General features: G+C 32.5%; 16 protein-coding genes. 11 read left to right on the top strand and 5 right to left on the bottom strand.

Features of this window, described 5'->3' with window-relative positions:
• Window positions 1-288: 288 nt before the first annotated feature.
• On the bottom strand, window positions 289-636 hold the full coding sequence (locus IEW40_RS03955; RefSeq protein ID WP_188616776.1) for a prevent-host-death protein: 348 nt from the start codon (window positions 634-636) through the stop codon (window positions 289-291).
• Window positions 637-1,255: 619 nt separating this feature from the next.
• Here IEW40_RS03955 and IEW40_RS03950 point away from each other — a divergent pair.
• The 4 genes from IEW40_RS03950 (at window position 1,256) to IEW40_RS03935 (ending at window position 7,411) form a co-directional block, all read left to right on the top strand.
• The gene (locus tag IEW40_RS03950) at window positions 1,256-2,275 is read left to right on the top strand and encodes a helix-turn-helix transcriptional regulator (protein ID WP_229663364.1); all 1,020 of its coding nucleotides are present in this window, start codon (window positions 1,256-1,258) and stop codon (window positions 2,273-2,275) included.
• A gap of 335 nt (window positions 2,276-2,610) precedes the next feature.
• Window positions 2,611-4,488, top strand: a complete 1,878-nt coding sequence (locus IEW40_RS03945; protein ID WP_188616775.1) for an MrcB family domain-containing protein — start codon at window positions 2,611-2,613, stop codon at window positions 4,486-4,488.
• A gap of 3 nt (window positions 4,489-4,491) precedes the next feature.
• The gene (locus IEW40_RS03940) at window positions 4,492-6,831 is read left to right on the top strand and encodes a DUF2357 domain-containing protein (RefSeq protein WP_188616774.1); all 2,340 of its coding nucleotides are present in this window, start codon (window positions 4,492-4,494) and stop codon (window positions 6,829-6,831) included.
• Window positions 6,832-6,850: 19 nt separating this feature from the next.
• Window positions 6,851-7,411 carry a DUF6266 family protein gene (locus tag IEW40_RS03935; protein ID WP_188616773.1) on the top strand — a complete coding sequence of 187 codons (561 nt, stop codon included), beginning with the start codon at window positions 6,851-6,853 and terminating at the stop codon, window positions 7,409-7,411.
• A 123-nt stretch (window positions 7,412-7,534) separates the two neighbouring features.
• Here the strand turns inward: IEW40_RS03935 and IEW40_RS03930 are convergent, their stop codons facing one another.
• From IEW40_RS03930 to IEW40_RS03915, 4 genes are all read right to left on the bottom strand, one after another.
• Window positions 7,535-9,199 carry a glycoside hydrolase family 5 protein gene (locus IEW40_RS03930; protein ID WP_188616772.1) on the bottom strand — a complete coding sequence of 555 codons (1,665 nt, stop codon included), beginning with the start codon at window positions 9,197-9,199 and terminating at the stop codon, window positions 7,535-7,537.
• 637 nt (window positions 9,200-9,836) lie between these two features.
• Complete coding sequence (locus tag IEW40_RS03925) at window positions 9,837-11,165, bottom strand: sensor histidine kinase (RefSeq protein ID WP_188616771.1); 1,329 nt, start codon at window positions 11,163-11,165, stop codon at window positions 9,837-9,839.
• A 260-nt stretch (window positions 11,166-11,425) separates the two neighbouring features.
• The gene (locus IEW40_RS03920; protein ID WP_188616770.1) at window positions 11,426-12,760 is read right to left on the bottom strand and encodes a sigma-54-dependent transcriptional regulator; all 1,335 of its coding nucleotides are present in this window, start codon (window positions 12,758-12,760) and stop codon (window positions 11,426-11,428) included.
• Between the two features lie 16 nt (window positions 12,761-12,776).
• Entirely contained in the window at window positions 12,777-13,817 is a 1,041-nt protein-coding gene (locus tag IEW40_RS03915) for a PDDEXK nuclease domain-containing protein (RefSeq protein WP_188616769.1), read from the bottom strand.
• A 172-nt stretch (window positions 13,818-13,989) separates the two neighbouring features.
• Between IEW40_RS03915 and IEW40_RS03910 the strand changes: the two genes are divergently transcribed.
• The 7 genes from IEW40_RS03910 (at window position 13,990) to IEW40_RS03880 (ending at window position 22,917) form a co-directional block, all read left to right on the top strand.
• The gene (locus IEW40_RS03910; RefSeq protein ID WP_188616768.1) at window positions 13,990-15,234 is read left to right on the top strand and encodes an efflux RND transporter periplasmic adaptor subunit; all 1,245 of its coding nucleotides are present in this window, start codon (window positions 13,990-13,992) and stop codon (window positions 15,232-15,234) included.
• 7 nt (window positions 15,235-15,241) lie between these two features.
• Window positions 15,242-16,642, top strand: a complete 1,401-nt coding sequence (locus tag IEW40_RS03905) for a DUF4932 domain-containing protein (protein ID WP_188616767.1) — start codon at window positions 15,242-15,244, stop codon at window positions 16,640-16,642.
• A 30-nt stretch (window positions 16,643-16,672) separates the two neighbouring features.
• Window positions 16,673-17,443, top strand: a complete 771-nt coding sequence (locus tag IEW40_RS03900) for a GIN domain-containing protein (protein ID WP_188616766.1) — start codon at window positions 16,673-16,675, stop codon at window positions 17,441-17,443.
• Window positions 17,444-17,478: 35 nt separating this feature from the next.
• Window positions 17,479-18,936, top strand: a complete 1,458-nt coding sequence (locus IEW40_RS03895) for a DUF4932 domain-containing protein (RefSeq protein WP_188616765.1) — start codon at window positions 17,479-17,481, stop codon at window positions 18,934-18,936.
• A 16-nt stretch (window positions 18,937-18,952) separates the two neighbouring features.
• Window positions 18,953-19,651 (top strand): GIN domain-containing protein, encoded by a 699-nt coding sequence (locus tag IEW40_RS03890; RefSeq protein ID WP_188616764.1) that lies wholly within the window; start codon window positions 18,953-18,955, stop codon window positions 19,649-19,651.
• Window positions 19,652-19,676: 25 nt separating this feature from the next.
• The gene (locus tag IEW40_RS03885; protein ID WP_188616763.1) at window positions 19,677-20,399 is read left to right on the top strand and encodes an ABC transporter ATP-binding protein; all 723 of its coding nucleotides are present in this window, start codon (window positions 19,677-19,679) and stop codon (window positions 20,397-20,399) included.
• Window positions 20,400-20,499: 100 nt separating this feature from the next.
• Window positions 20,500-22,917: an ABC transporter permease gene (locus IEW40_RS03880; protein ID WP_188616762.1), complete on the top strand. Its 2,418-nt coding sequence runs from the start codon at window positions 20,500-20,502 to the stop codon at window positions 22,915-22,917.
• Window positions 22,918-22,989: the final 72 nt, after the last annotated feature.

The following is a 22,989-nucleotide window of genomic DNA, read 5'->3' as shown; positions in this document are numbered from 1 at the left end:
CACTATTGATAAAACGTTGAGCTTAGCGAAGCATTTATGCCTTAGCACCCTTAAATATGCATACACCAAAAGAACCTTTGCGTTTTAAACCTTCCCATTCGATAACTTTAATGAAAAAAAAAGAATAAATTTCAAAACAGTCACTATTGATAAAACGTTAAACTTAGCGAAGCATTGATGCCATAGCCCCCTTAAATATGCATGCACCAAAAGAACCTTTGCGTTTAAAAAATTAGCTCAATGCACTACAAGAAATATTATTTTTTGCTTATTCTAATTCAGATTATATCAATTCATGTTGTAGTTAGAAACCACCAAACCCAGTATAAAATCTACAAATTCTTGCTCAGCATTTTTTCTGTTGATGAGCTTTTTTTCATATTCGTAAGAATTCAAAACCTTTATCAGTTGATTATATTTAAGAAAAGCATCCTCCTTTAGCTTTACTCTACCATGCCCATCCTTGGTATTGATTAGCTCATTATTCAATGTTCTGACTTTGAAGATGACAAAACTTACCGTTTTTTTCTTGGTAAGCCTTTCTACAATATTCACTTTGAAAAAATCAAATAAAATATTGTTGTAAACCAAATCAGAACCCCTTTCTTGCATGTTGAGTTCAATTTTATAATTCATAAATATATGTTTTTCACTTAAGATGAAATTCTCCGCAAAAATAACAATTATTAGTTAGTATTAAAATAATTTATCATTTTATTAATCTATCAGTATATTTAGAAATTAAATAATCACTCTTGCTTTACTTTTTTCATTATTAATGTTAAGTTTTAAAAGATAATGTTTTTTTGTTATGTTTATCGCAAAACAAGAGTGGCGTTGTATCTAAAATGAAGCTTTTTTATACAATCATTCAATAATCAATAAAGTGATTTGTTTTGATGATTATTTTAGAGCCTATTTAATTTTAATAACAATTATTTTTTATAACCAGTTGCGCATTTGTAAAAAGAATTTAAATAATTGATAATCAATTAAAAAACTAAGGCGCAAAATTAAATGAATGAGCTTAAATTAAAACACAATCCGCCAAAGGCGGAAAAGATTTTCACTTTTAACTTTTTTAAACAATTGCGTCTCAAAAACATAAAGTATTAAATAGGAATAATTTGCGACTTTGCATTAAAATTTAAACAAGCTCTTAATATAAATCTCAATTGTTCATCTCATCAGTTCTTTATCATTATTCTGTTAAAATAAAATTAATTGATGAATAACCTGCTCAAAACGTCTTATTTTGTCGTTACGCTTCCTTACCTTTGCTTCATCAATCATCAATCATCAATCATCAATCATCAATCATCATTCATCACCCATCACCCATCACCCATTCATCCTTATGGCAAAGAACGAACAAATGCTCCGCTTAAAATTCATAGAAGAATTATTAAGAAGAAGAAAAGACAAAGGGGCTACCTACGCTGAAATTGCAGATTTCCTGCAAGATAAATTTGACGAAAAAGGACTAGAGCTCAAGTTCACCGAAAGAACTTTCCAAAGAGATAAACTCGCCATTGCTGATGTTTTCGGCATTCAGATTTCTTTTTCTAGAAAAAGAAAGGCTCATTTCATCGAGGAAGAAGAACTAGAACTTTCTCAGGAAAGTGTCTTTGACCAACTGCTGCTGATACAGGCCTACCGAGAAACCCAAGGCAAAACTGATGTGATGTTTTTCGAACCCAGAAGAGCCAGAGGTTTCGAACATCTCAATGGTATCATCCACGCCATTACCCAAAGAAAAGTCATCAAGTTTAACTATCAAAAATTCTGGGAAAACGAAAAATCGAACAAAGTGGTAACTCCCTACGCCCTGAAGGAATTTAAAAACAGATGGTACCTTTTGGCCGCTTACCATCAACCCAAAAATGGCAAATTTTTCATCATCACCTTTGGTTTAGACCGCATTTCTGACCTAGAAATTACCAATACCTCTTTTAAAAGAAATAGCATCAACGTAGAAGATGCCTACAAAAACTCTTTCGGCATCATCAGTGCAGACGGACAAGAACCTCAAGAGATTTTACTGAAATTTGACTACGAACAGGCCAATTACGTGAAAGCATTGCCATTGCACCATTCTCAGACCATAGTTTCTGAAAATAACCAAGAAACCGTCTTCAGAGTAGTGCTGGTGCCTACCTATGATTTCCAAAGAGAAATTCTCTCTCATGGCAAAAGAGTACAAATTTTAGCCCCAGAATCTTTTAAAAATCTAATGAAACAAGAAGTAGAAATCATGCTAAAAAATTTCTCGTAACAAAGTTACATTTTAAAATGAACTCCACCTTTGGGTGGTTTTTTTTCGAGTTTTCTCTGGGGTTTGTTCGGGGTTTGTTCGGGAATTCTCCCACTCAGCTTCGGAAAATAGGTACTTTTCTCGAACAAACCCCGAACAAACCTACCATTTGATTCGAAGGAAACCCCAACCCCAACCAAAGGGTTTTAAAACTTTTATCATTATTTTTTTAATTTTCTGGGTTCCCGTAGATGTGATTGATGTGGATTTTGTATTTTTGTTAATATTAGAATGTAATAATTTCTAGATTTGGAATTTCATAAACATTTTCAAATAGTTTTTACAAATAGAAGACCATGAATCAAATTTTTACAAGAGAAGAATTAATTAATGCAATACAAACTATTGATAATAATCCGTCATTAAAATCTGGGAGACATTCTTCTACCTATGATTTAATATATAATGGGAAAAAATATCCTCCTATTTTAGTTCTTTCTGTAGCTAATACATCAAAAGGAAATAAAGAATTAACTCTTGCAGATTTTGGAAACAGTGTTGAAATTCCATTTAAAATTCTTAATAATAATGGTTTTGATATTCTAAAAAAGAAAACAATTGATTTTGATGATAACGACGAAATAGAATTTATAAGTCAATTAAAAATATTTATAGATCAAGCTAATTCGAAAAATCTAAAAACCAAGAATTATGTTTCAAAATATTTAGGAACAAAAGTTAAGGTTAGTTTTGGCCAGGGTACAGCAGCACATATACCTTGGATTTCATTTTTAATTGAACCAAATAAAACAAGCGAAGGGATTTATCCAGTTTATTTGTATTACAAAGAATATAAATTGTTAATTTTAGCTTATGGTGTTAGTGAATCAGAAATTCCATCTGTTCAATGGTCACTACCTGAAAATGTACAAAGTATAAAAGTATATTTTATGGAACATTTCTCGAAGATACCAGAAAGGTATGGTGCTTCATTCATCCATAAAGTTTATGATGTAAATAACTTGCCTAATGAAAAAGTATTAGAGTCAGATTTAATTGAAATTATTGAAGAGTATAAATTGCAGTTTAGTGATTCTAAAATTGAAAAAGTAACAATGAAAGAAAAGAAATTATCAACCAAGGATTTCCAAACTGATATTTTAGAATCAGGTCTAATTTTTTCTGAAACACTAATTAATCGTTTTGTATCATCTCTAGTTACAAAACCTTTTGTTTTATTAACTGGATTGTCGGGTTCTGGGAAAACAAAAATCGCTCAAAGTTTTGTACAATGGATATGTCAAGATAAATCACAATTTAAAATTATTCCTGTGGGTGCAGATTGGACAAATAGAGAACCGCTATTAGGCTATCCAAATGGTTTGGTTAAAGAGGAATACATTACCCCAGATTCGGGGGCATTAAATCTTATTATTACAGCTGCAAAATCAGAAAATGCAAATAAGCCGTATTTCTTAATTTTAGATGAAATGAACCTTAGTCATGTAGAACGTTATTTTGCAGACTTTTTGAGTATTATGGAATCTGATGATAGAATAAATTTATACACGGGTAATGAAAGGATTGATTTAGAAGGGAATACTATTCCAAATGAAGTTTTTTGGCCAAAAAATTTATTCATCATAGGCACGGTAAATATTGATGAAACAACTTATATGTTTAGTCCAAAGGTATTGGATAGAGCCAATACCATAGAATTCAGGGTAGATTCATCTGATTTAAAAACTTTCTTTGAAAAACCAAAGAAAGTAGACCTTTCTTTATTAGAAGGTAAAGGAGCAGGAATGGCTCACAATTTCATAGAAATTGCTCACGACAAAGAAATACTAAACGAAGAAATCTATTCGCTTACATTTCTTAAATTTTTTGAAGAACTAAAAAAAGTAGGAGCTGAGTTTGGCTATAGAACAGCTACAGAAATGCTTTTACTAATTAAAAAACTTAAAACTTTCAGTAATCTATCAGACGGAAAATGTTTAGACATTGCAATTATGCAAAAATTATTGCCTAAACTTCATGGTTCTAGGAGTAAAATTGTAAAAGTTTTAGATGCTCTTATACTACTCTGCTTAAAAGAGGGGCAAGAGTTTTCTATTGCAAAATGTGATGAGGTTAGCGAAAGTAATATTATTTATCCTATCTCTTATGAAAAACTTATAAGAATGTACAAGAATGTTCTAGATAATGGTTTTACAAGTTATGCTGAAGCTTAATTTATGCAAAAAGAATTTCTAGAAATACCACTTAATCTTATAGAATCAGGATTGATTTTAACCATTTATCCTGAGGGGAATTCTGAAATAAGAGAAATAGATGACTTTGAAGCTAAAGAATTTTCTGAAAGTAAATATCAGATTCTTGAAGGTAATACTTATGAATACTATTTCAATAAAAGTAATTATCAATTATCTGCGAATATTTCTGGAATTGTAATACCATCTAAAAAACATGTAACTTCTGGCAGAATTGTTCCCAACATTTATGTAGGAACTTTAAGTCTAGATATTGTAGATACTTTGAAAAACGTTTCGATTTCTAAAATAGATATTGAAGTTTTAGCGACTAAATTTAATCAAGAATTAGATAAGAGTTATCGAGAAAATTATCGGCTAATGTTAGAAGACATTACAGATAAATGTACAGAATTATTAATGCAAATTAATTCTCCAGTTTATCAAACATTTGATATTAATTTTAATTCTGACAGTAGTACTATTTATCAACGGTTTTGTTTTATTCAATCGGTTCTTAATAATTCAGATTTTTACGAATCTGTTCAAAAAATAATTAGTAATCCTAAAACAAGTTGGGATGAGGAAACAGAGGTTATAGATATAAGAAAAGTTAAAAGATTTTCTAATGCTTCTATTCGTCAGATATTGACAGGTTCTAATAGGCTAAATTTACCAGAGAATCATTTTTTGAGGAATAATAATATAAATTCTGTTCCGCTAAAGATTAAAGGCAATAGAAAAATAGAAAATATAGATACTCCAGAGAATAGATTTATTAAGCATGTTCTAGAAAGATTTAAACAATTTTGTGAAGAATGTCTTTTAATCTTTGATAAAAACAAAATGGTTAAACCCATTCAAGAAGCTGAATTTTTAATAGATAAATTGAACAGAGAACTTAGTCAACCTTTTTTCCAAATTATAAATGAACCTAATTTTTTAAAATTAAATAGTCCCGTTTTACAGAAAAGAAGTGGGTACAGAGAAGTACTCAATAGATGGTTGCAATTTGAATTAGCATCAAAACTAATATGGAAGGGTGGTGAAGATGTCTATAATGCAGGAAAGAAAGACATAGCTAGTTTATATGAATACTGGTTATTTTTTACTCTTTATGATTTAATAAAAGAAAAATTTAATATTCATTCTGTAGATTTTGAGGATAAAGCTTATAAACATTTAATAGAACCAACCAAGGATGGTTTAAATGTTATGGTTAAATCGGGAAAACATACCGCTTTAAAGGGAATTTATACCAAAAGAAATAGAGATTTAAATGTAAAGTTTTCATACAACAGAACTTTTAAGGGTGGTGTTAATTATTCTGAAAAAATTACTGGAAGTTGGACTGCTCCTTTACGACCAGATTATACACTTAGTATTTGGCCTAAATATTTATCTGAAAAAGAAGCAGAGTCTAATGAATCTATTGTTCATATTCATTTTGATGCAAAGTACAAAATCAATAATTTTTATCAAACTGTAAATCCAAATATTGAAGATTTAGAGTTAGAAGAAACTTTAAATAGAGAAGAGATAGAGGAAAGAAAAGGAACATACAAAAATGTAGATTTATTAAAAATGCATGCCTATAAAGATGCTATCAGACGTTCTGGGGGAGCATATATTTTATATCCTGGTATTAAAGAAAAACCTTTTAGAGGTTTTCATGAAATAATTCCAGGATTGGGAGCTTTTTCTGTTAATCCATCAAATAATACATCTGAAATTAAAGAGTTATCCAAATTTTTAGATTTAATAATTGACCATTTACTCGATAGAACCTCTCAAAGAGAGAAACTTTCAGATGAAACTTATAAAATATTCAAAGAGCCTAAATCTGATGATAATGTTCTACATGAGCCAATGCCTGAATATTATGGTGAAGAAAAGATAAACCCTGATGAAACAAAAGTAATTGTTGGTTTTTATAAATCTAATGAACAATTAGATTGGATATTGAAACATAATCTTTATAATGTAAGAACTGGAACAGGAAAAGGTTCTTTACCATTGTCAAAAGATAATTTAAATGCTAAATATTTGATTTTACACGGTTCTGATGAATTAAAAACCAATAGGGTTTTTCAATTGTCATCAATAGGACCAAAAATATTATCTCAAAATGATTTAAACAAAAAAGGCTATCCAAATGCAACAGGTGAGTATTATTTGGTTTATAATATTGAGAAAAATGTTTCTGATGATTTTAATAATGTATTGATTGATATAAGGAAACTTTCTCAATATCAACCTTACAGAAACTCATCAAAACCATTTACTACGTCTTTAACAGAAATATTAAAAGCAAAAGAAGATTAATAAAAAAAACTAACCACCCATGGCCATCTCAAAAAACGGAATATTAGGAGGATTTTCAGGTAAGATAGGTAATGTAGTAGGCGTGCAGCTGAACGGTGAGCAGATTTTGCGTGCTGCCCCTAGACCTTCTAAAAAACCGCCCACAGAAAAACAACGCATCCAAAGATTGAAATTCTCTCTCGCCATAGAATTCACCAAGCCTTTTATGGGCATTGTAGAACGTTTTTTTATGGATAATGCCACTGTAGGAGAGAGAAAAACCAAAATAATCTCTTATGTCTTAAACCACGTCATCCAAATCCAAGAACAAGAATTCACCATAGAGTGGAGCAAGTTTTTATTGTCTTGTGGTACTTTGTCAGGTTTTCATCAGTTACAAACACAGTTTTCTGGTGATGAACTCACTTTGCAATGGCAAGACAATTCTCACCAAGGCTTTGTCCAAGCAGAAGATGAGGTCTATCTGCTGCTAGCAGATGAGTCACTAGTACACGTCTTATTTATAGAAAAAATAGCCCGGAGAAGTGATAGACAAGCCAAAATAACAATCCCCCAATGGACAGAGACAGAAGCCATATAGGGCTATGCCTTCCTTTACAATTCCGAAAACCAACAAACCAGCAACAGCTCTTACCTAGGCAAACAGATGAGGGGAGAGTGGTTGTAAAAGGGGTGTTGAAAATAGTTTTTTTATAGTGACCTATTACTTCAGTTTCAATTTAAATAAATTGATTAACAGTTGGTTTGCATTAGAAGGGTTTGGTAAAGTTCCGTTACCGTAGTACAATCCAAAATTATCTTCGTGATATACATGATAGGTGAAATGAAATTCATTGGCTTTGGCAATGTCCACCATATCTGTTACCCATTGTAGCCCCCCTTTATTGTTTTCAAAACAATGAACTCCCAAACCGAATTCTCCCATATATAATGGAACATTTTTGCTCTTGCCCCAATCTGCATATTTTTTAAGCATGTATTCTAAATAGGCTTTATTGCGTTTTTGAATTGGGTTTGGTGACGTAAGAAAATCTATTCTTAAACGGCAACCAGCATTGGCGGAGATGTTTTCGCCTTTCATCCATCCATTAATTTGATAAGAATAGCCTTGTTTTGTGAAAAATTTTTGGTTGTAATTAGATAAGTTGCAATCGCCAGTGGCACCTTCTATGTAGAGACTAGTATTGTTGCTAGTTCCAGTAGTGCTGCTCAAGCCAGAAGTGCCAGAATTATTACTGCTCCAAAATGACCAACCGTTTGTGCTGTTAAGAGAAGAACTGAAAACAGTTTTGGTGTAATGACCATTAGGGTCATATTCTTTAATTTCAATATCGTCAAAGTAGATTTTTCCGCCTACATTAGAAGCTATTAATGCGGGCAAACCTAATTTTATTTTGTCATCCGTTACTTTGTATTTTATGCCTTCAAAATACATCCAATCTTTTGTGCCGCTTTCTATTGCAGGGTTGTTAGATGTGGCGGTGTACCATTCTGTAGTGTCTGCATAGAGGTAAGTTTCGTCTGGATAACTTCCACCATCGCCTTGGTTTGCCCAACTGAATAATTGATGGGTGTATTCAAAAGGATTGTACATGTGGAATTCATACACTACATTGCTATCATTTATGCTAGGAAAATTATAGTCTGCAGTTTCTGTTTTTCCTTTCACATAATTGGCTCTTTCTATAAACAGAAGGTGGTTTTTATCTACCATTCTTATTTCGTTGGTAAGCCTTTGTGATAACTGTTGCCATTGTGAGATGTCACTAGATGGAGATGGCTCGTTTACCAACCCAAAACCTATGATTTGTGCTTCATCTTTGTATCTTTTTGCAATCTCTTTCCAAAGTGCAGTTAAGCGATTTTGATTTTCTACTGTATTCCAAAGAGCATCTCCACCACCATTAGATTGAAAACCACCTTGCGGAACATGCATATTTAAGATAAGAAAGATGCCGTTTTTCTTCGCCCAAGTGATGTTTTGATTGAGCCAATCCCAGCCCGATTGTTTGTATTGGTAAGGATTGGCATCATCTTCAAAAGTTTTGTAATTTAGATAGAATCTTACTGCATTCATGCCCATATCTTTTACACGAGCATAATCTATTTCGCTGTGGTGAGCGTATGGCAAAGGATTATCACTCCATACTTCATTTCCAAAAGCTATTCCTTGTAATGTAAGGGTTTGGTTAGAAGCATTCATGATTTTGGTGCCACTTATTCTGTACAAAGGATTGTGGGTTACCGGGGGATCTTCTGAAATATCACTTTTACAATTTTGAAGAAGAATGGCTAAGAAAGTTAATAGAAAAATATTCAATAATTTTTCAGAAAAAAACGCTCTTTCTTTACATGTAGAGATAGACATCGTTTGATTTTTAAACTTAAAATGGACTAACATTATTTTGAATTAAATGTTAAAAGGTTATGGTTTTCTTTTACTAAAACCTCATCAAAGATATTCATATTATAAGAAATAAAAGAAAATATAAATGTGTATTTTGTAGAAAAAAATAAAACAGTGAAGAAGATGTGAAAAATAAAACAAAACCTTTTAAATTCCCCCCAGCTCTCCGAAGTTACAAACTTCGGAGCATTTAAAAATAAAAAGCTCCCGATGTCGGATTTATAATCCGTGACCATAAACATTTTAAAGTTCCATAATCTTGAAGGGGTGGCTTTCGAACCGGTTCTAAAGACTAGGGTAGTGTAAAACTCATTTTCAACCACTAACCAATTCCCCTTCCATCAATAGCAACAAGCTTTAGCCCATTAAAAAAAAATGAAGAATAATTACCAATTCCATCCTCATCACCTTTTTCCATTAACCAACTCACTCAATCACTCAATCACTCAATCACTCATTCACTCATTCACTCATTCACTCATTCACTCATTCACTCATTCACAAATACATTAACCAACTATACCACCAATTGTGAGCCACCATCCAATAATCTACATAAATCTGCGGGAAACAAATTCTTCCAGTACCCAGTCTTTCTCTACACCATCCATGCTTCAAAACAACTGCCTTTTTCAGTTTTTCGGTAGGTAAGATAGCCTTGGTGTGCTTCCATAATGCTTTTGGCCAAGGTAAGACCTATGCCTGAGCCATTGGGTCGGGTAGTAAAGAAAGGAAGGAAAATTTTATCGGCTATTTTTTCATCAATTCCAGCACCATTGTCTTCTACTTTCATCAGAATTCTATTGTTGATTTCTAGAATTTCAATGTAGATTTTCTTGTGGTCTGTTTTACTTTGTAGTGCTAAAATCGCATTGGTGATGAGGTTCACCAAGACTCTTTCTATCATTTTTTCATCAGCATTCAGATAAAAATCTTTCAGTTGAAGGCCCACTTCTATATTGTTGTTCTTGAATTCTGTTTCAAAGATTTTTAATACGTTCTCAACGGCTTTCTTAAGGTTAAATCGATTTTTTTTAGGTTTTGGTAATTCTGCCACTTGTCTGTAACTATCTATAAAATGAAGCAATTGCTGAGATTTAGAATTGATGATTTTCAGACTGTCCTTCATTTCATTTTGGTCTTCGTGGTCTATTTCTTCTTGTTCTGCTAGGTATTCTAAATTATGAACCAAACTGTTGATGGGCGTTAGGGTATTGAGCAATTCGTGAGAAATCACTTTCATAAGATTGTTCCACGCTTGTTTTTCTTTTTTATCGATGATTTTTTGGATGGATTCTAGAGAAATTACACAAAAATCGATCTGTGGAGTAGTAATTCTAGAAGTACGAATAGAGTAGGACTGTTTGCTGCTCTCTTGTATGGAAATATCAATAAAATCTTGAGAATCTTGGTATTCTGTTTTTTCTATCAATTGATAAAATTCTGGAATTTTCTCTTCATAAAAGCTCCATTCATGATATTTGGGTACTTTTAGAATGTTCATAAAACTTGGGTTGCAATAGAAAATCTTCCACTTGTTTTCGGTGGTGTTTTTCTGAAGGATGATCAAACCAATTTCCAATTTATTAAGAATAGTGTCGTATAAATTTTTATAAGAATACAATTGGTATTGTTCTTCTTTGCTTTGATAATACAATTTTACAGCCGTGTTTTTGAGCTCATCTAATGGTTCTTCTTTAGGAAAAAGAGAAAAGTCTTTTTGCAAGACAGAAGTAATGATTTTCTCGGTTTCTTTTATTTTCGTTGTAATTAAAAAATAACCATAAGACATTAAAATCAAGCACAATAAGGAAAATAATAAGGTCGTGAAAAATTTATTTTCTCCCAAAAAATGATAAGCAATGATTCCAGAAATAATGCCCAGAACACTAAATAGTAACCATTGTAGAAAATAATATTTTTTCATTGAGTGAGTATTATTTGATAAGTTTTACTTAGTTTGAAAATGGTTTGAAACGGTTTGAAGTTGTTTGAAATAGTTTGACATTGTTTAAAAAGGTATGTTAGCCTATTCATTGGTTTTGTTAATTCATTGATTTTTTTCATCATTCATCATTCATCATTCATCAGAACTCCCATCTTCCATCTTCCATCTTCCATCATCCATCATCCATCTCCCATCTCCCATCTCCCATCTCCCATCTTCCATCTTCCATCTTCCATCTTCTAAATCCCAAATTTCTCCATTCGTCTGTACAGTGAAGCTCTTGTTAATCCTAATGCTTCAGCAGCTAGCGTAATATTACCTTTGTATTTTTTCAAGGCGTTCTTAATCAAGCGTTCTTCCATTTCTTCCAAATTTAAGGAACTTATTTTTTCCTCAGCAACAGAATGGTTGAGCGTAAGCGTAAGTTCTTCGGTTTCAGTTAAAATAATTTCCCTTTCTACAGAATGCTCTAGTTCACGAATATTACCCGGAAAAGCATAGTGTACCACTTCGTCTAAATTCTGAATTCTGAGATGACTTTTTCCGTATTTCTTCTCATATTTTTTGATGAAAAATTCGGCTAATGCTGGGATGTCTTCTTTTCGCTCTCGCAAAGGTGGCAGTTCTACCTCTACGGTATTAATCCTGAAATACAAATCTTCTCTGAAACGATGCTCCGAAATCATTTTCTTTAAATCGGCATTCGTGGCAAAAATAAATCTCACATCAGGAAAACGTTCTTTGGTTTCGCCAATTCTAGACAGTTTTTTGGTCTGGATTAAGGTCAGCAACTTTTGCTGAAGAGGTAAGGTAAGGTTCCCAATTTCATCTAAGAAAACTGTGCCGCCATCTGCATTTTCTATTTTACCAGCTTTATCGGTTTTGGCATCGGTATAGGCACCTTTGGCATACCCAAAAAGTTCTGCCTCGAAAAGATTTTCAGAAATAGAACCCAAATCGATATGCACGAAAGGTTCATTTTTTCTGGCAGAATTTTGATGAATATACTCTGCCATTACATATTTTCCGGTTCCGTTTTCTCCCAAAAGCAAAAGATTAGCATCAGTTGCCGCCACTTTTTTAATGGTGTTAAGCGCCTGCTGCATTTTCGGGGATTGTGTTTCTAGTTCGTAGTTTTTAGAATGTTCTTGCAGATTTTCCCACTGAGAAATTTTTCTGTTTTTTCTGGAAATATCTACTGCCAAATTCACCGAAGCGTACAGTTTTTCGTTATTCCAAGGTTTTAGAATAAAGTCTGTAGCACCGTTTTTCAGGGCTTCTACCGCCAGTTCTACTTCGCCATAAGCCGTCATCAGAATTACAGGAATATCTTTATTGATTTCCTTGATTTCAGACAGCCAATACAAGCCTTCTTTTCCATCCTCGAAACCTCTTCTAAAATTCATATCCAATAGAATCACATCTATTTGATGAGATTGTAAAGAGGTTACGATTTTATTGGGAGAATTAAGGGTAATCACTTCTGTGAAGAATTTTTTTAACCAAACTCTTGCCGAAAACAAAATATCTTCGTCATCATCTACAATTAAAATTCTGGCTTCTTTTTTTCGCATATTCGTGATACAATTTTTACATTAGTTTTTTACGTTCAAAACGTTCTTTTGCTTCAATTAGAGCTAAGTGTAATTTTTTTTCTAATTCTTTTTTTGGAGGCAATTCTGTCCAATATTCAGCTACCATTATCCCGTCTTTGTGCATTTCTAATAGTTCTACTTGTTCTTTACTACTTTCTGCGCAAAGGATTAATCCTATTGGGGTTTCTTCACCTTCTTGTCTTTCATTTTTATTAAGCCATTTCAGGTATAATTCCATTTGTCCTTTATATTTTGCCTGAAATTTTCCTAATTTCAGTTCTATGGCAACCAATCTTTTTAATGTACGATGATAAAATAATAGGTCAAGATAAAAGTCTTCTCCGTCTATAATCATTCTTTTTTGGCGTTCTACAAAAGCAAATCCTTTTCCTAATTCTAAAATAAAATTTTCTAGTTCGTGAAGAATTGCAGTCTCTATATCTTTTTCAAGAAAATTGTTTTGTAGTCCGAGAAAATCTAATAAATAGGGATCTTTGAATGTATTAATCGGGATGTTTTCGTTTTTGCCAGTTTGTAAATTTGCAATTTCAGTTCGTTCAAAAGCTTTATTGGCAATTTGTTTGCGAAGTTCTCTTTTTCCAAGTGTTCCTTCGATTGCTAGTTCCGCATAAAACAATCTTTTCTCTATTGATTTTAAGGGAATTAAAATTAAAAAATGAGACCAACTTAATTGTCGTGCCAGTGGAACGACAATCTGCAAATCAGAAAAAACTTCTGCAAACTGCATCATTCTTCTTACATTTTTTTCAGTAAAATTTCTTCCATAAGAGGTTTCCAATTGTGCCGAAACGGTCTGTACAATCTGTTTTCCGTATTCTGCACGCTGTTTTTTGAGAATATCATCATTAATACGTTTACCAATCTGCCAAAACAAAATCGTAAGCGTACTGTTAGCTTGCATTGCGACTTGTTGCTTACTTTGCTCTATTAATTTTGATAAATCAAAAAATAGTTTTTCGTTAGAAAGAACTATTTTATTTTCGGATGATTCTATAATTTTTGATTTTTTAGCCATCAGTTTTGGGAGTGAATTATAGTTTAGTTGTTCATTTTCGGACAAAAAGTGTTCGGAAACGGACAGTTTTTTTGATTTCTTACTTGTAATTGTTTCTCATTATCAATACCTTACAACTTCATAAATCTATGGCATTGCTATTGTGTAATATATTGTAAATCAATTCGGTATAATGGATACGAAATTAGAAAAAAAACAATCTAAACTCAAAATTATTTTAATCATTTCTGCCATTGCAGCAGCGGTGGTTTTATTTGCGGTTTATTTCTTACAACAAAAGAAAACGTATAACATTCCAGAAGAAGACATTCAAACCTCTGAAGTGGTCTTTGGTAAGTTCGAAGATATGTTGATGATAACGGCACAATCTCAATCTTTGAATTCTTCTTTAGTCAACGTTTTAGAAGGCGGAATGGTAAAAGAAATCTATGCCGAAGACGGACAAATGGTGCGTAAAGGAGAACCGCTTGCAAGAATCTATAATCCGAATACAGAATTCAATTTTATGAATCAGGAGACGGGAATTATGCAACAAATTAGCCAAATGAGAAATTCTTTGTTAGAGTTAAAAAATCAAGAATTTAATCAAAATAAAGAATTGCTTCAATCTCAAAATGATTACAACACGGCTTTGCAAACGTATAATCTTCAAAAAAGATTGTATGATGCAGAGATTGGGAGAAAAACAGAATTCGATTTGGCAAAGCAAAATTTAGAATATCAGAAAAAACGAAAACAACTTACTGAACAAGGCATTCAGAACGAAAATAACTCTAGAAACCAACAAATAGCTGAGATTAATAAATCTATCGGGCAAATGCAGAAGAGTCTAGACGTTTTGAGAAATAACAAAAATAATTTCTTGATTCTAGCTCCAGAAACGGGTAGGCTGTCTTCTTTCAATATTAATTTAGGTCAAAACCTTACTTCTGGGCTTAGCATTGGGAAAATAGATTTGATGGACGGTTACAAATTGGTAGCTAAAATAGACGAATTTTATATCAATAAATTACAACCAGGCATCAAAGGAACTTTAGATAATAGCGAACAATCATATAATGTAATCATTACCAAAATTTTACCTGAAGTAAAAGATGGGCAATTCTCTGCCGAACTCAATTTTGCAGACGAAAATAAACCTAAAGATTTAAGAATTGGGATGACTTTCGGGGTGAAACTGAAATTATCTGCCGATACCCAAAGTATGATGATTCCGAAAGGGAATTTCTACAAAGATACCAACGGAAAATGGATTTTTGTACTGAATGGAAATAAAGCGGAGAAAAGAAACATAAGCCTAGGAAGAGAAAACGCACTCTATTACGAAGTGGTTTCGGGCTTGAAAAAAGGCGAAAAAGTAATTACTTCGGATTACAGCGATTTCAAAAATTATGAAATTTTAGAAATTAAAAAATAAGCAAAGAATGATTTGGGCAAAAAAAATAGTAGGATTGTGTATTCTTTTGGCATCTGTTTTAGGTTTTTCACAAGAAAAATTAACACCAAAAGTAGATGAAAGAGTAGAATTGGTAAGTATTGCATTTAGACTAGCTGGCGCAGAAGAATACATGCGAAATGATAATAAAAAATATGCAGAAGACATCAATGCTTATTTTGAACCTTATAAAAATGCAGAAATTATACAATTTATTAAAGAAAATAGAAACCAAAATGGATTGGGTTATGATGCGGTAATGTCTATGGCAGCTCATCTTTCTTTCAAAAATAATCAATTTAAACTGGTTGCAGAAAAAGAGAATACATTAGATAAAAGATGGACAAAGGTAGATCAAAAGAAGTTTGTAGAACTACTGAATCAATTTTATAAAAAGTCAAATTTTCAGAAGTTTTTTATCAATCATGCTCAGAATTACGCTCAGGCAGAAAGAGAATATCAAGAAGTTATTCTAAAAGATTTTAATCTGAATTGGTATGCTAAATTTTACGGAAAAGTTCCTAATGAGGAGTACAAAATCATTCTAGGATACGGAAATGGCGGCGGAAATTATGGAATAAAAGTAGAACCCAAAAATGGTAAAACCATTGTAAATGCAATAGTTGGCGTTTGGGATTTTGACGAAAATGGTAATGCTAAATTTGATAAAAATGAATTTCAACCATTATTAATCCACGAATTTAACCACTCTTTTGTGAATTATATTTTGGATAAAAAAGATTATCATGCTCAAATGAAGAATTCTGCTGAAAAAATCTATGCTTTATTAGAAAAAGAAATGAATGCTCAAGCCTATGGAAACTGGGAAACTATGGTTAACGAAAGTATTGTGAGAGCTTCAGTAATAAGATATATGATAGCTCATCATTACGCTCAAAAAGATATTGATGATGAAATTTTGGCACAAAGAGGTCGTCAGTTTTTATGGATTAAAGAATTGGTAGATTTGCTTGGAAACTACGAACAAAACAGACAAAAATATCCAACTTTGGAGAGCTTTTATCCCGAAATTATAGCGTTTTATAAAAATTTAGAACCTCAGGTAAAAACAATGATAGCGCAACAACCCAAAGTGGTTTCTGTTTCGCCAGATATTTGGAATAAGAATGATGTAGATCCTTCCATTACAGAGATTACCATCAATTTCAGCGCAGAATTATTAGATTTTATAAATGTAAAAATGGGAGTGCAAGGCAGAGAGCATTTTCCACTTTCTAAAAATTTAGGATTTGAAAACAACCATCAATCGATAAAATTTAAAATGGAGTTAAAACCTAACACCGAATACGAATTTATACTCGGAAACAGATTTAGAGATAAAAATGGATTTCCATTAAAAGAAACCTCAATAAAGTTTAAAACGAAATAATTAAGTAATTTTTATAAAAATAAAATCAAGATGCAAAAACTATTATTAATACTTATCACACTTATTCTCAGTTTTCTAAGCCCTGGATTGGTAGTGAAGGCAAAAGAGATTTCGAGTAAAGCAGAAAAAATTGAAACTAAAACCATCACACTGAATCATTTTGCTCATATTCGTTCTGAAATGATTTTTGATGTAGAAATAATAAAATCTAACGAAGAAAAAGCAGAAATAAAAAGTAATTATTTAGCTTACGTAGAGGTTAATGTAAAAAATAATGTGCTAGAAATTGGCTATAAAAAAGGGCATTCTTTAAATAATGTTTCTACTAAAGTTATCATCTATGCCAAAGATGTAAAAACGATTAGTGCAAGTACAGGTTCTGTGGTAAAAATTAAAAATAACTTTGGAATTGAAAAATTTTCTACAGAAAGCGGAGGAAAGATTTTTGGTGATTCTAATGCAAAAAATGTGGCAATTGCCACACAATCTGGCGGTTCTTTTCTTGGAACAATTAACACAGAAAGTTTGGTTTTGAATGCAGAATCTGGAAGTTCTATTGATGTTCAGGGAAAAATTAATTCGGCGAAGATTACATCTGAAGGTGCATCACAAATTATAGCGACTAAAACCAATATTTCTGTAGCTAATGTAAACGCAGAATCTGCTTCATCAGTTACATTGAGTGTTTCCAAGGAATTGACAGCTTCGGCAAGTTCTATGGCAAAAATTAGATACAAGACTTTATCGGGAATCAAATTTTCGGCGAAAAGAGATTCAGGCGGAACAATTGATTCATTTTAAAATACTAAACTATAAACTTAGAAAACTCAGATTAAATGATGACCTCAAAGCTGATTTATAATAGCATTTTGACTTTGATGATGATTTTATTAACGGTAAATCTGAAATCTCAATCGAAAGTGGATGTAGAATTTAATCCCAATATTGCAACCTATTCTATTGTTGAATTTTTGGTGGCAAAAGAGCAAGGAAGGCTTTTCTATATCGATGGAAAATCAGATATCAGTTACCTTCCTTTAGCAGATTTGGCAAATAGAGAAATGACAAAATATGACAATTCCAAAATCATCAAAGCGATGCAAAATTATCTACAGATTGTAGGTCAGCAACAAGATTTGACGTATCAGGTTTTATTGAAACATAATGTATTTCCTGCAAAAGGTTATGCTTTTCAGATTGAAGAAAATGATGTTGCCAAAAAAGCAGCTGTAGAGAAATTTGCAGAACAGTTGAGAGAATTTTATATCGAACGCAATCTTGGAAAATTCTTCAAAGACCAAAGTCGTTTTATAGAAGGTGCAAAAAACGAAGTCAGAAGAAACATACCGGCTGGTTATATGACAAAAATGGAAAAATACTACGGGCAAAAGTTTCTGGCTTACAGATTTTACGTAAATCCATTAGATGTTGTGCCTTACAGCGAAGTTTTTTGGCACGGAAACGGACCGATGTTTAAGTCTAACAAAGGACAAATTGCCAATATGATTAGCAGTGCTTATGTTCCGCTCAAAAAGAAAAATAACATCAAAGATTATACAGAATTTGGATTTAATCATCCAGAAACGACTAATTTTCTCATCACACACGAATTTGGTCATTCATTTGTCAATCAATATTTGGGAAAATATGAAAATAAAATTAATCAAAGCAATAATCTGATGTCTGAAGCTTTTATAGGAAAGATGGACGGACAAGGTTATTCTTACTGGCCATCTTGCATAGGTGAACATATTGTAAGAACAGGTGAAATTAGAATTGCTTTGGCGAACCGAAACCCTGAATTGGCAGAAAAATTAAGACAACAGCACATCAAAGAAAATTCTTTTGTTTTGATTCCTGACTTCGAGAAGAAAATGGAAATTTATGAAAACAACCGAAAAAAATATAAATCATTTAAAGAATTTGTTCCTGAATTGCTGACGGTTTTAGATGAAACTAATGTAGAAAAAGTAAGAGCAAAGCTCGGTTTGCCTAATGAAAAATATGAAGTGACTCTATCGGTAACTGTTCCTGAAAACAGTGGTGATGTTTACATCACAGGCAATCAATCTTCTATCGGAAGTTGGAATCCTCAGAAAATTAAACTCAATAAAATTAATGAAACAACCAGACAAATTACCTTCACTACATATCCTGATTTGAAATTCAAACTGACAAAAGGAAGCTGGGAAACGGAAGGATTTGTTGACGGAATCGAAGAAGGAAAAGATATTTCTTTGTCCTTAAATAAAAACACATCATTGAATTATACCATTAAAAACTGGAAACAATAAAAATTTACCAATAATTATGAAAAATATATTCAAAATATTGCTTGGAGCAGTTATTCTTCAATCTTGCATCATCGTAAAAACAGATAAAGAAGGAAACTATAGCAATTATAGTACATCTCAAAATGGGGAAGATTACTCAACAAAACCAATGGAAAGTCACGATTTTTTTGTGACCAAATTTTCAGAAATCAAAGCACAATCTGCAATGAAATTTTATATTAAAAAGGCAGATAAACAAAAGGTTGTGGTAAATTCTAATGCACCTTGCTTGGTTGTGGTTTCTTCTAAAAATGGAGTTCTAAACATTGAATACGCTCATAAAAATGGTTCTCTAAATAATGTAAAAACCGAAGTGACGGTCTATACCCCAGATTTTGATAAATTGAATGCTTCTAGTGCAGCACAAATCTTCATTGATGATGAATTTCAACTAGACAAACTAAATATCAATTTGAACAGTGCTGGCAAAATAGCAGGAAATATTTTTGCCAATAAATTATCTGCTAATATATCTAGTGCTTCTACTTTAGATGCTAAAATTCAATCGAAAATTATCGATTTAGAAGTGAATTCCGCGGCTAAAGTTAATCTATCAGGAAACGTAGATAACATAAAAGTAAACGCTTCTAGCGTTGCAAAAGTGAACCTAGAAAACTTGAAATTTAAAAATATAGAACAAGAAACCAACTCATTAGCAAAAATTTATACCAAATAAATCTAAAACTATCAAACTAAAAAATATGATCACAACAAGCAACTTATCAAAAATTTATAAAACCGAAGAAGTACAAACTACAGCACTTAACAAAGTTAGTCTTAGTATAAAACCAGGCGAATTTGTAGCCATTATGGGGCCTTCTGGTTGCGGGAAATCTACATTGTTGAATATCTTGGGGCTGCTAGACAGTGCTTCCGAAGGGTCTTATCAGTTTGAAACTACAGAAACAGTGGGCATTTCTGAAAAGAAAAAATCAGACATCAGAAAGAAAAACATAGGATTTATTTTCCAGAATTTTAATCTGATAGATGAATTGACGGTTTACGAAAATATAGAACTTCCATTAATCTACAACGGAATTCCTTCTTCTGAAAGAAAACAACGAGTGCAAGAAATTATGGAAAAAATCAATATTGCGCACAGAGCCAAACATTATCCTCAGCAACTTTCTGGTGGTCAACAGCAACGTGCTGCCGTTGCCAGAGCATTGGTTACCAAACCAAAATTGATTCTAGCGGATGAACCTACAGGAAATCTAGACAGCTCCAACGGAAACGAGGTAATGAACCTTTTGGCAGAACTTCACCGTGAAGGTTCTACCATTGTAATGGTAACGCACTCTTCTTATGACGCTGGTTTTGCCTCTAGAATTGTCAATATGAAAGACGGCGAAATCTTCAGCGAAGAACACGCAGCACAAAGAAAAGATGTTTTCGAAAAAGCAGACGCAAAAAACTTTGAATAATAAAGCTGGAAGCGGGGTGATGGATGCAGAAAGTTATTGAACACAATATTTTAAACATCCAGCTTCCATCATCCAGCTTCCAACCTAAAAAACTACAATTATGCTCAACAATTGGCTCAAAATAGCATTCATCAATTATAAAAAAAACTGGCTTTCTACCATCATCAATTTGTTTGGATTGACCGTAGGATTAACGGGTTTTATGCTCATTCTAATGCATTGGAATGACGAAGAATCTTTCGAAAGTTGGAATCCTAAGAAGAACGAAATCTATTCTGCATCGTTCTTCTACAAAAAAAATAAAGATTACGGCAGCAATATCTCTTACCCAATGGCTGAAACGGGATTAAAAAAAATCCCTGAAATTCAAGACTATTTGCTTTTGGCAGGAACTGGCTCAGATAAATTTGTGACCTCGCAAAAATCATTCTATGCAGAAAATGGATTTGCTGTTTCTAAAAGTTTCTTTAAATTTTTTCCATTCAAATGTCTAGCAGGCAGCTATCAAAATATCTTTGAATCGAAAACAGATATCGCCTTGTCTTCTGAATTGGCACAAAATCTATTCGGAACTCAAAATCCTATCGGACAAAAAGTGAAAATGAGCATCGGTGAGTTTCTAGTAAAAGCGGTTTATGAAATTCCAAAAGAAAATTCTCAATTAAAGCCGAATTATGTTTTATTAGGCGCAGACCGCTTTGATGCAGATAAAGACCAATGGGGAAATTTTAACTATGGCTGTTTTTTTATGCTGAAAAAAGGAGCAGACCCAGCAGTTGTTGAAAGAAAATTCAAAACAGAGGTTATAGATTTAAGAGCAAAATTAGGAACTGAAGGAAGTGCAAAAACATCCCCAGAAGAGTATCTGGATTTGTATGGACCTAATGAATTATTGCTTACCCCAATTACAGAAATCAAACTCCATGCAAAATCTTCTTGGTTTGGTAATCCAGATTTCAAAATCATCCTTATTTTGTTTTCTCTGTCTGTGCTCATTGTAGTATTATCGGCCATTAATTTTATCAATCTAAAAACGGCGCAATCATCTCAAAGAGCCAAAGAAATAGGCGTAAGAAAAGCAATAGGCGTTTCAAAATCCTCTTTGGTATTGCAATTTTTATTAGAAACATTCATCATTTGCCTCTTTTCATATTTGCTTTCTCTGGCATTAACAGAATTATTGTTGCCGAGTTTTAATGAATTCTTTGGCAAAGAAATAGTGATGAACGATTGGCGTATTTATTTCTATTCTTTTTTAATGGTGCTAGCAGTAACTTTGATTTCAGGAATTATTCCAGCGATTTATTTATCCAATTTCAAAGCAATAGAAACTTTAAAAGGTAACTTCGCCAGAAGCAAACACGGAATTTGGCTCAGAAACGGAATTCTAACATTGCAATTGATTATTTCTTCATTCTTCATCATTGGTGGATTGATTGTCAACAGTCAAGTGAAATATATGATGAACAAAGATTTAGGATTTAATGGAAAACAAATTCTATTCATTGTTTTTAACGAATACACCCCAAAACCTTGGCTAAAATATGAAAAATTAAAAACGGAGGTGTCAAAAATAAAAGGAGTAGAAGAGGTAAGCTTTGGTGAAGCTTCACCCAATAGCGGAAGCAATAGTTCTTCTAATATAGATTTTCAAAACAAAAGTATAGATGGTCAACACGGTGCTATGGATTACAATTATCTGCAATTTATGGGAGTGAAATTGAAAAAAGGTCGTTGGCTAAACCCCAATTTAGCATCAGATACCATCAATACTTTTTTAGTTAACGAAGCTTTTGTAAAAGAAATGGGCTGGACGGACGAACAAGCACTGAATAATCAAGTTAATCCAGGTTTTGATTATCAAAATAAATACAAAATTGTGGGTATCGTCAAAGATTTTAACCTAAATGGTCTTAATCATAAAGTGAATCCTGTAGTCTTTTTTCACTATCGAGAAACAGAATGGAAACGCTTCAATATCCAAAATATGCAAGTGAAAATAAGTGCGAATGATCAAGAGGAAACCCTCAATAGATTAAAGCAGTATTGGGAAACAAAAGTAGAACCAGGTTATCCTTTTACCTCGTATTTTTTAGACCAAAGATTTGCAAGAACTTTTGTGAAATATCAAAAACAAAAAACGCTATTCACCATTTTGAATGCCATGGTTCTTATGGTAGCATTGCTTGGCTTATTTGCATTATCATCCCTAATGATTGAACAAAAACTGAAAGAGGTAGCCATCAGAAAAACATTAGGCGCTTCAGATAGCAACTTAATGCTAGGATTAACCAAACAATTTCTTTGGATGACTTTAATAGCTGTGCTCATCAGTATCCCAATCAGTTATTATTTTATGAATGAATGGCTGAAGGATTTCGCCTATAGAATTGAAATGCCCTTCTTCCCATTTGTATTGAGCCTTGTTGTTTTATTGACATTAACTTTTACAGTAGTAAGCGTCAAAGCATACAAAGCCACCAAAGTAAATCTTGTGAATTATTTGAAATACGAGTAAATTGTTGGTAGTTGTCGGTTGATAGTTGATAGAACTTTCGCCGACAACCACCAATCATCAATCATCAATCAT

Origin of the sequence: Cloacibacterium rupense, assembly GCF_014645495.1 — a bacterium.
GTDB lineage: Bacteria > Bacteroidota > Bacteroidia > Flavobacteriales > Weeksellaceae > Cloacibacterium > Cloacibacterium rupense.
The sequence above is the reverse complement of the archived record's forward strand: the minus strand, read 5'-3'. Positions and strand labels throughout refer to the sequence as shown.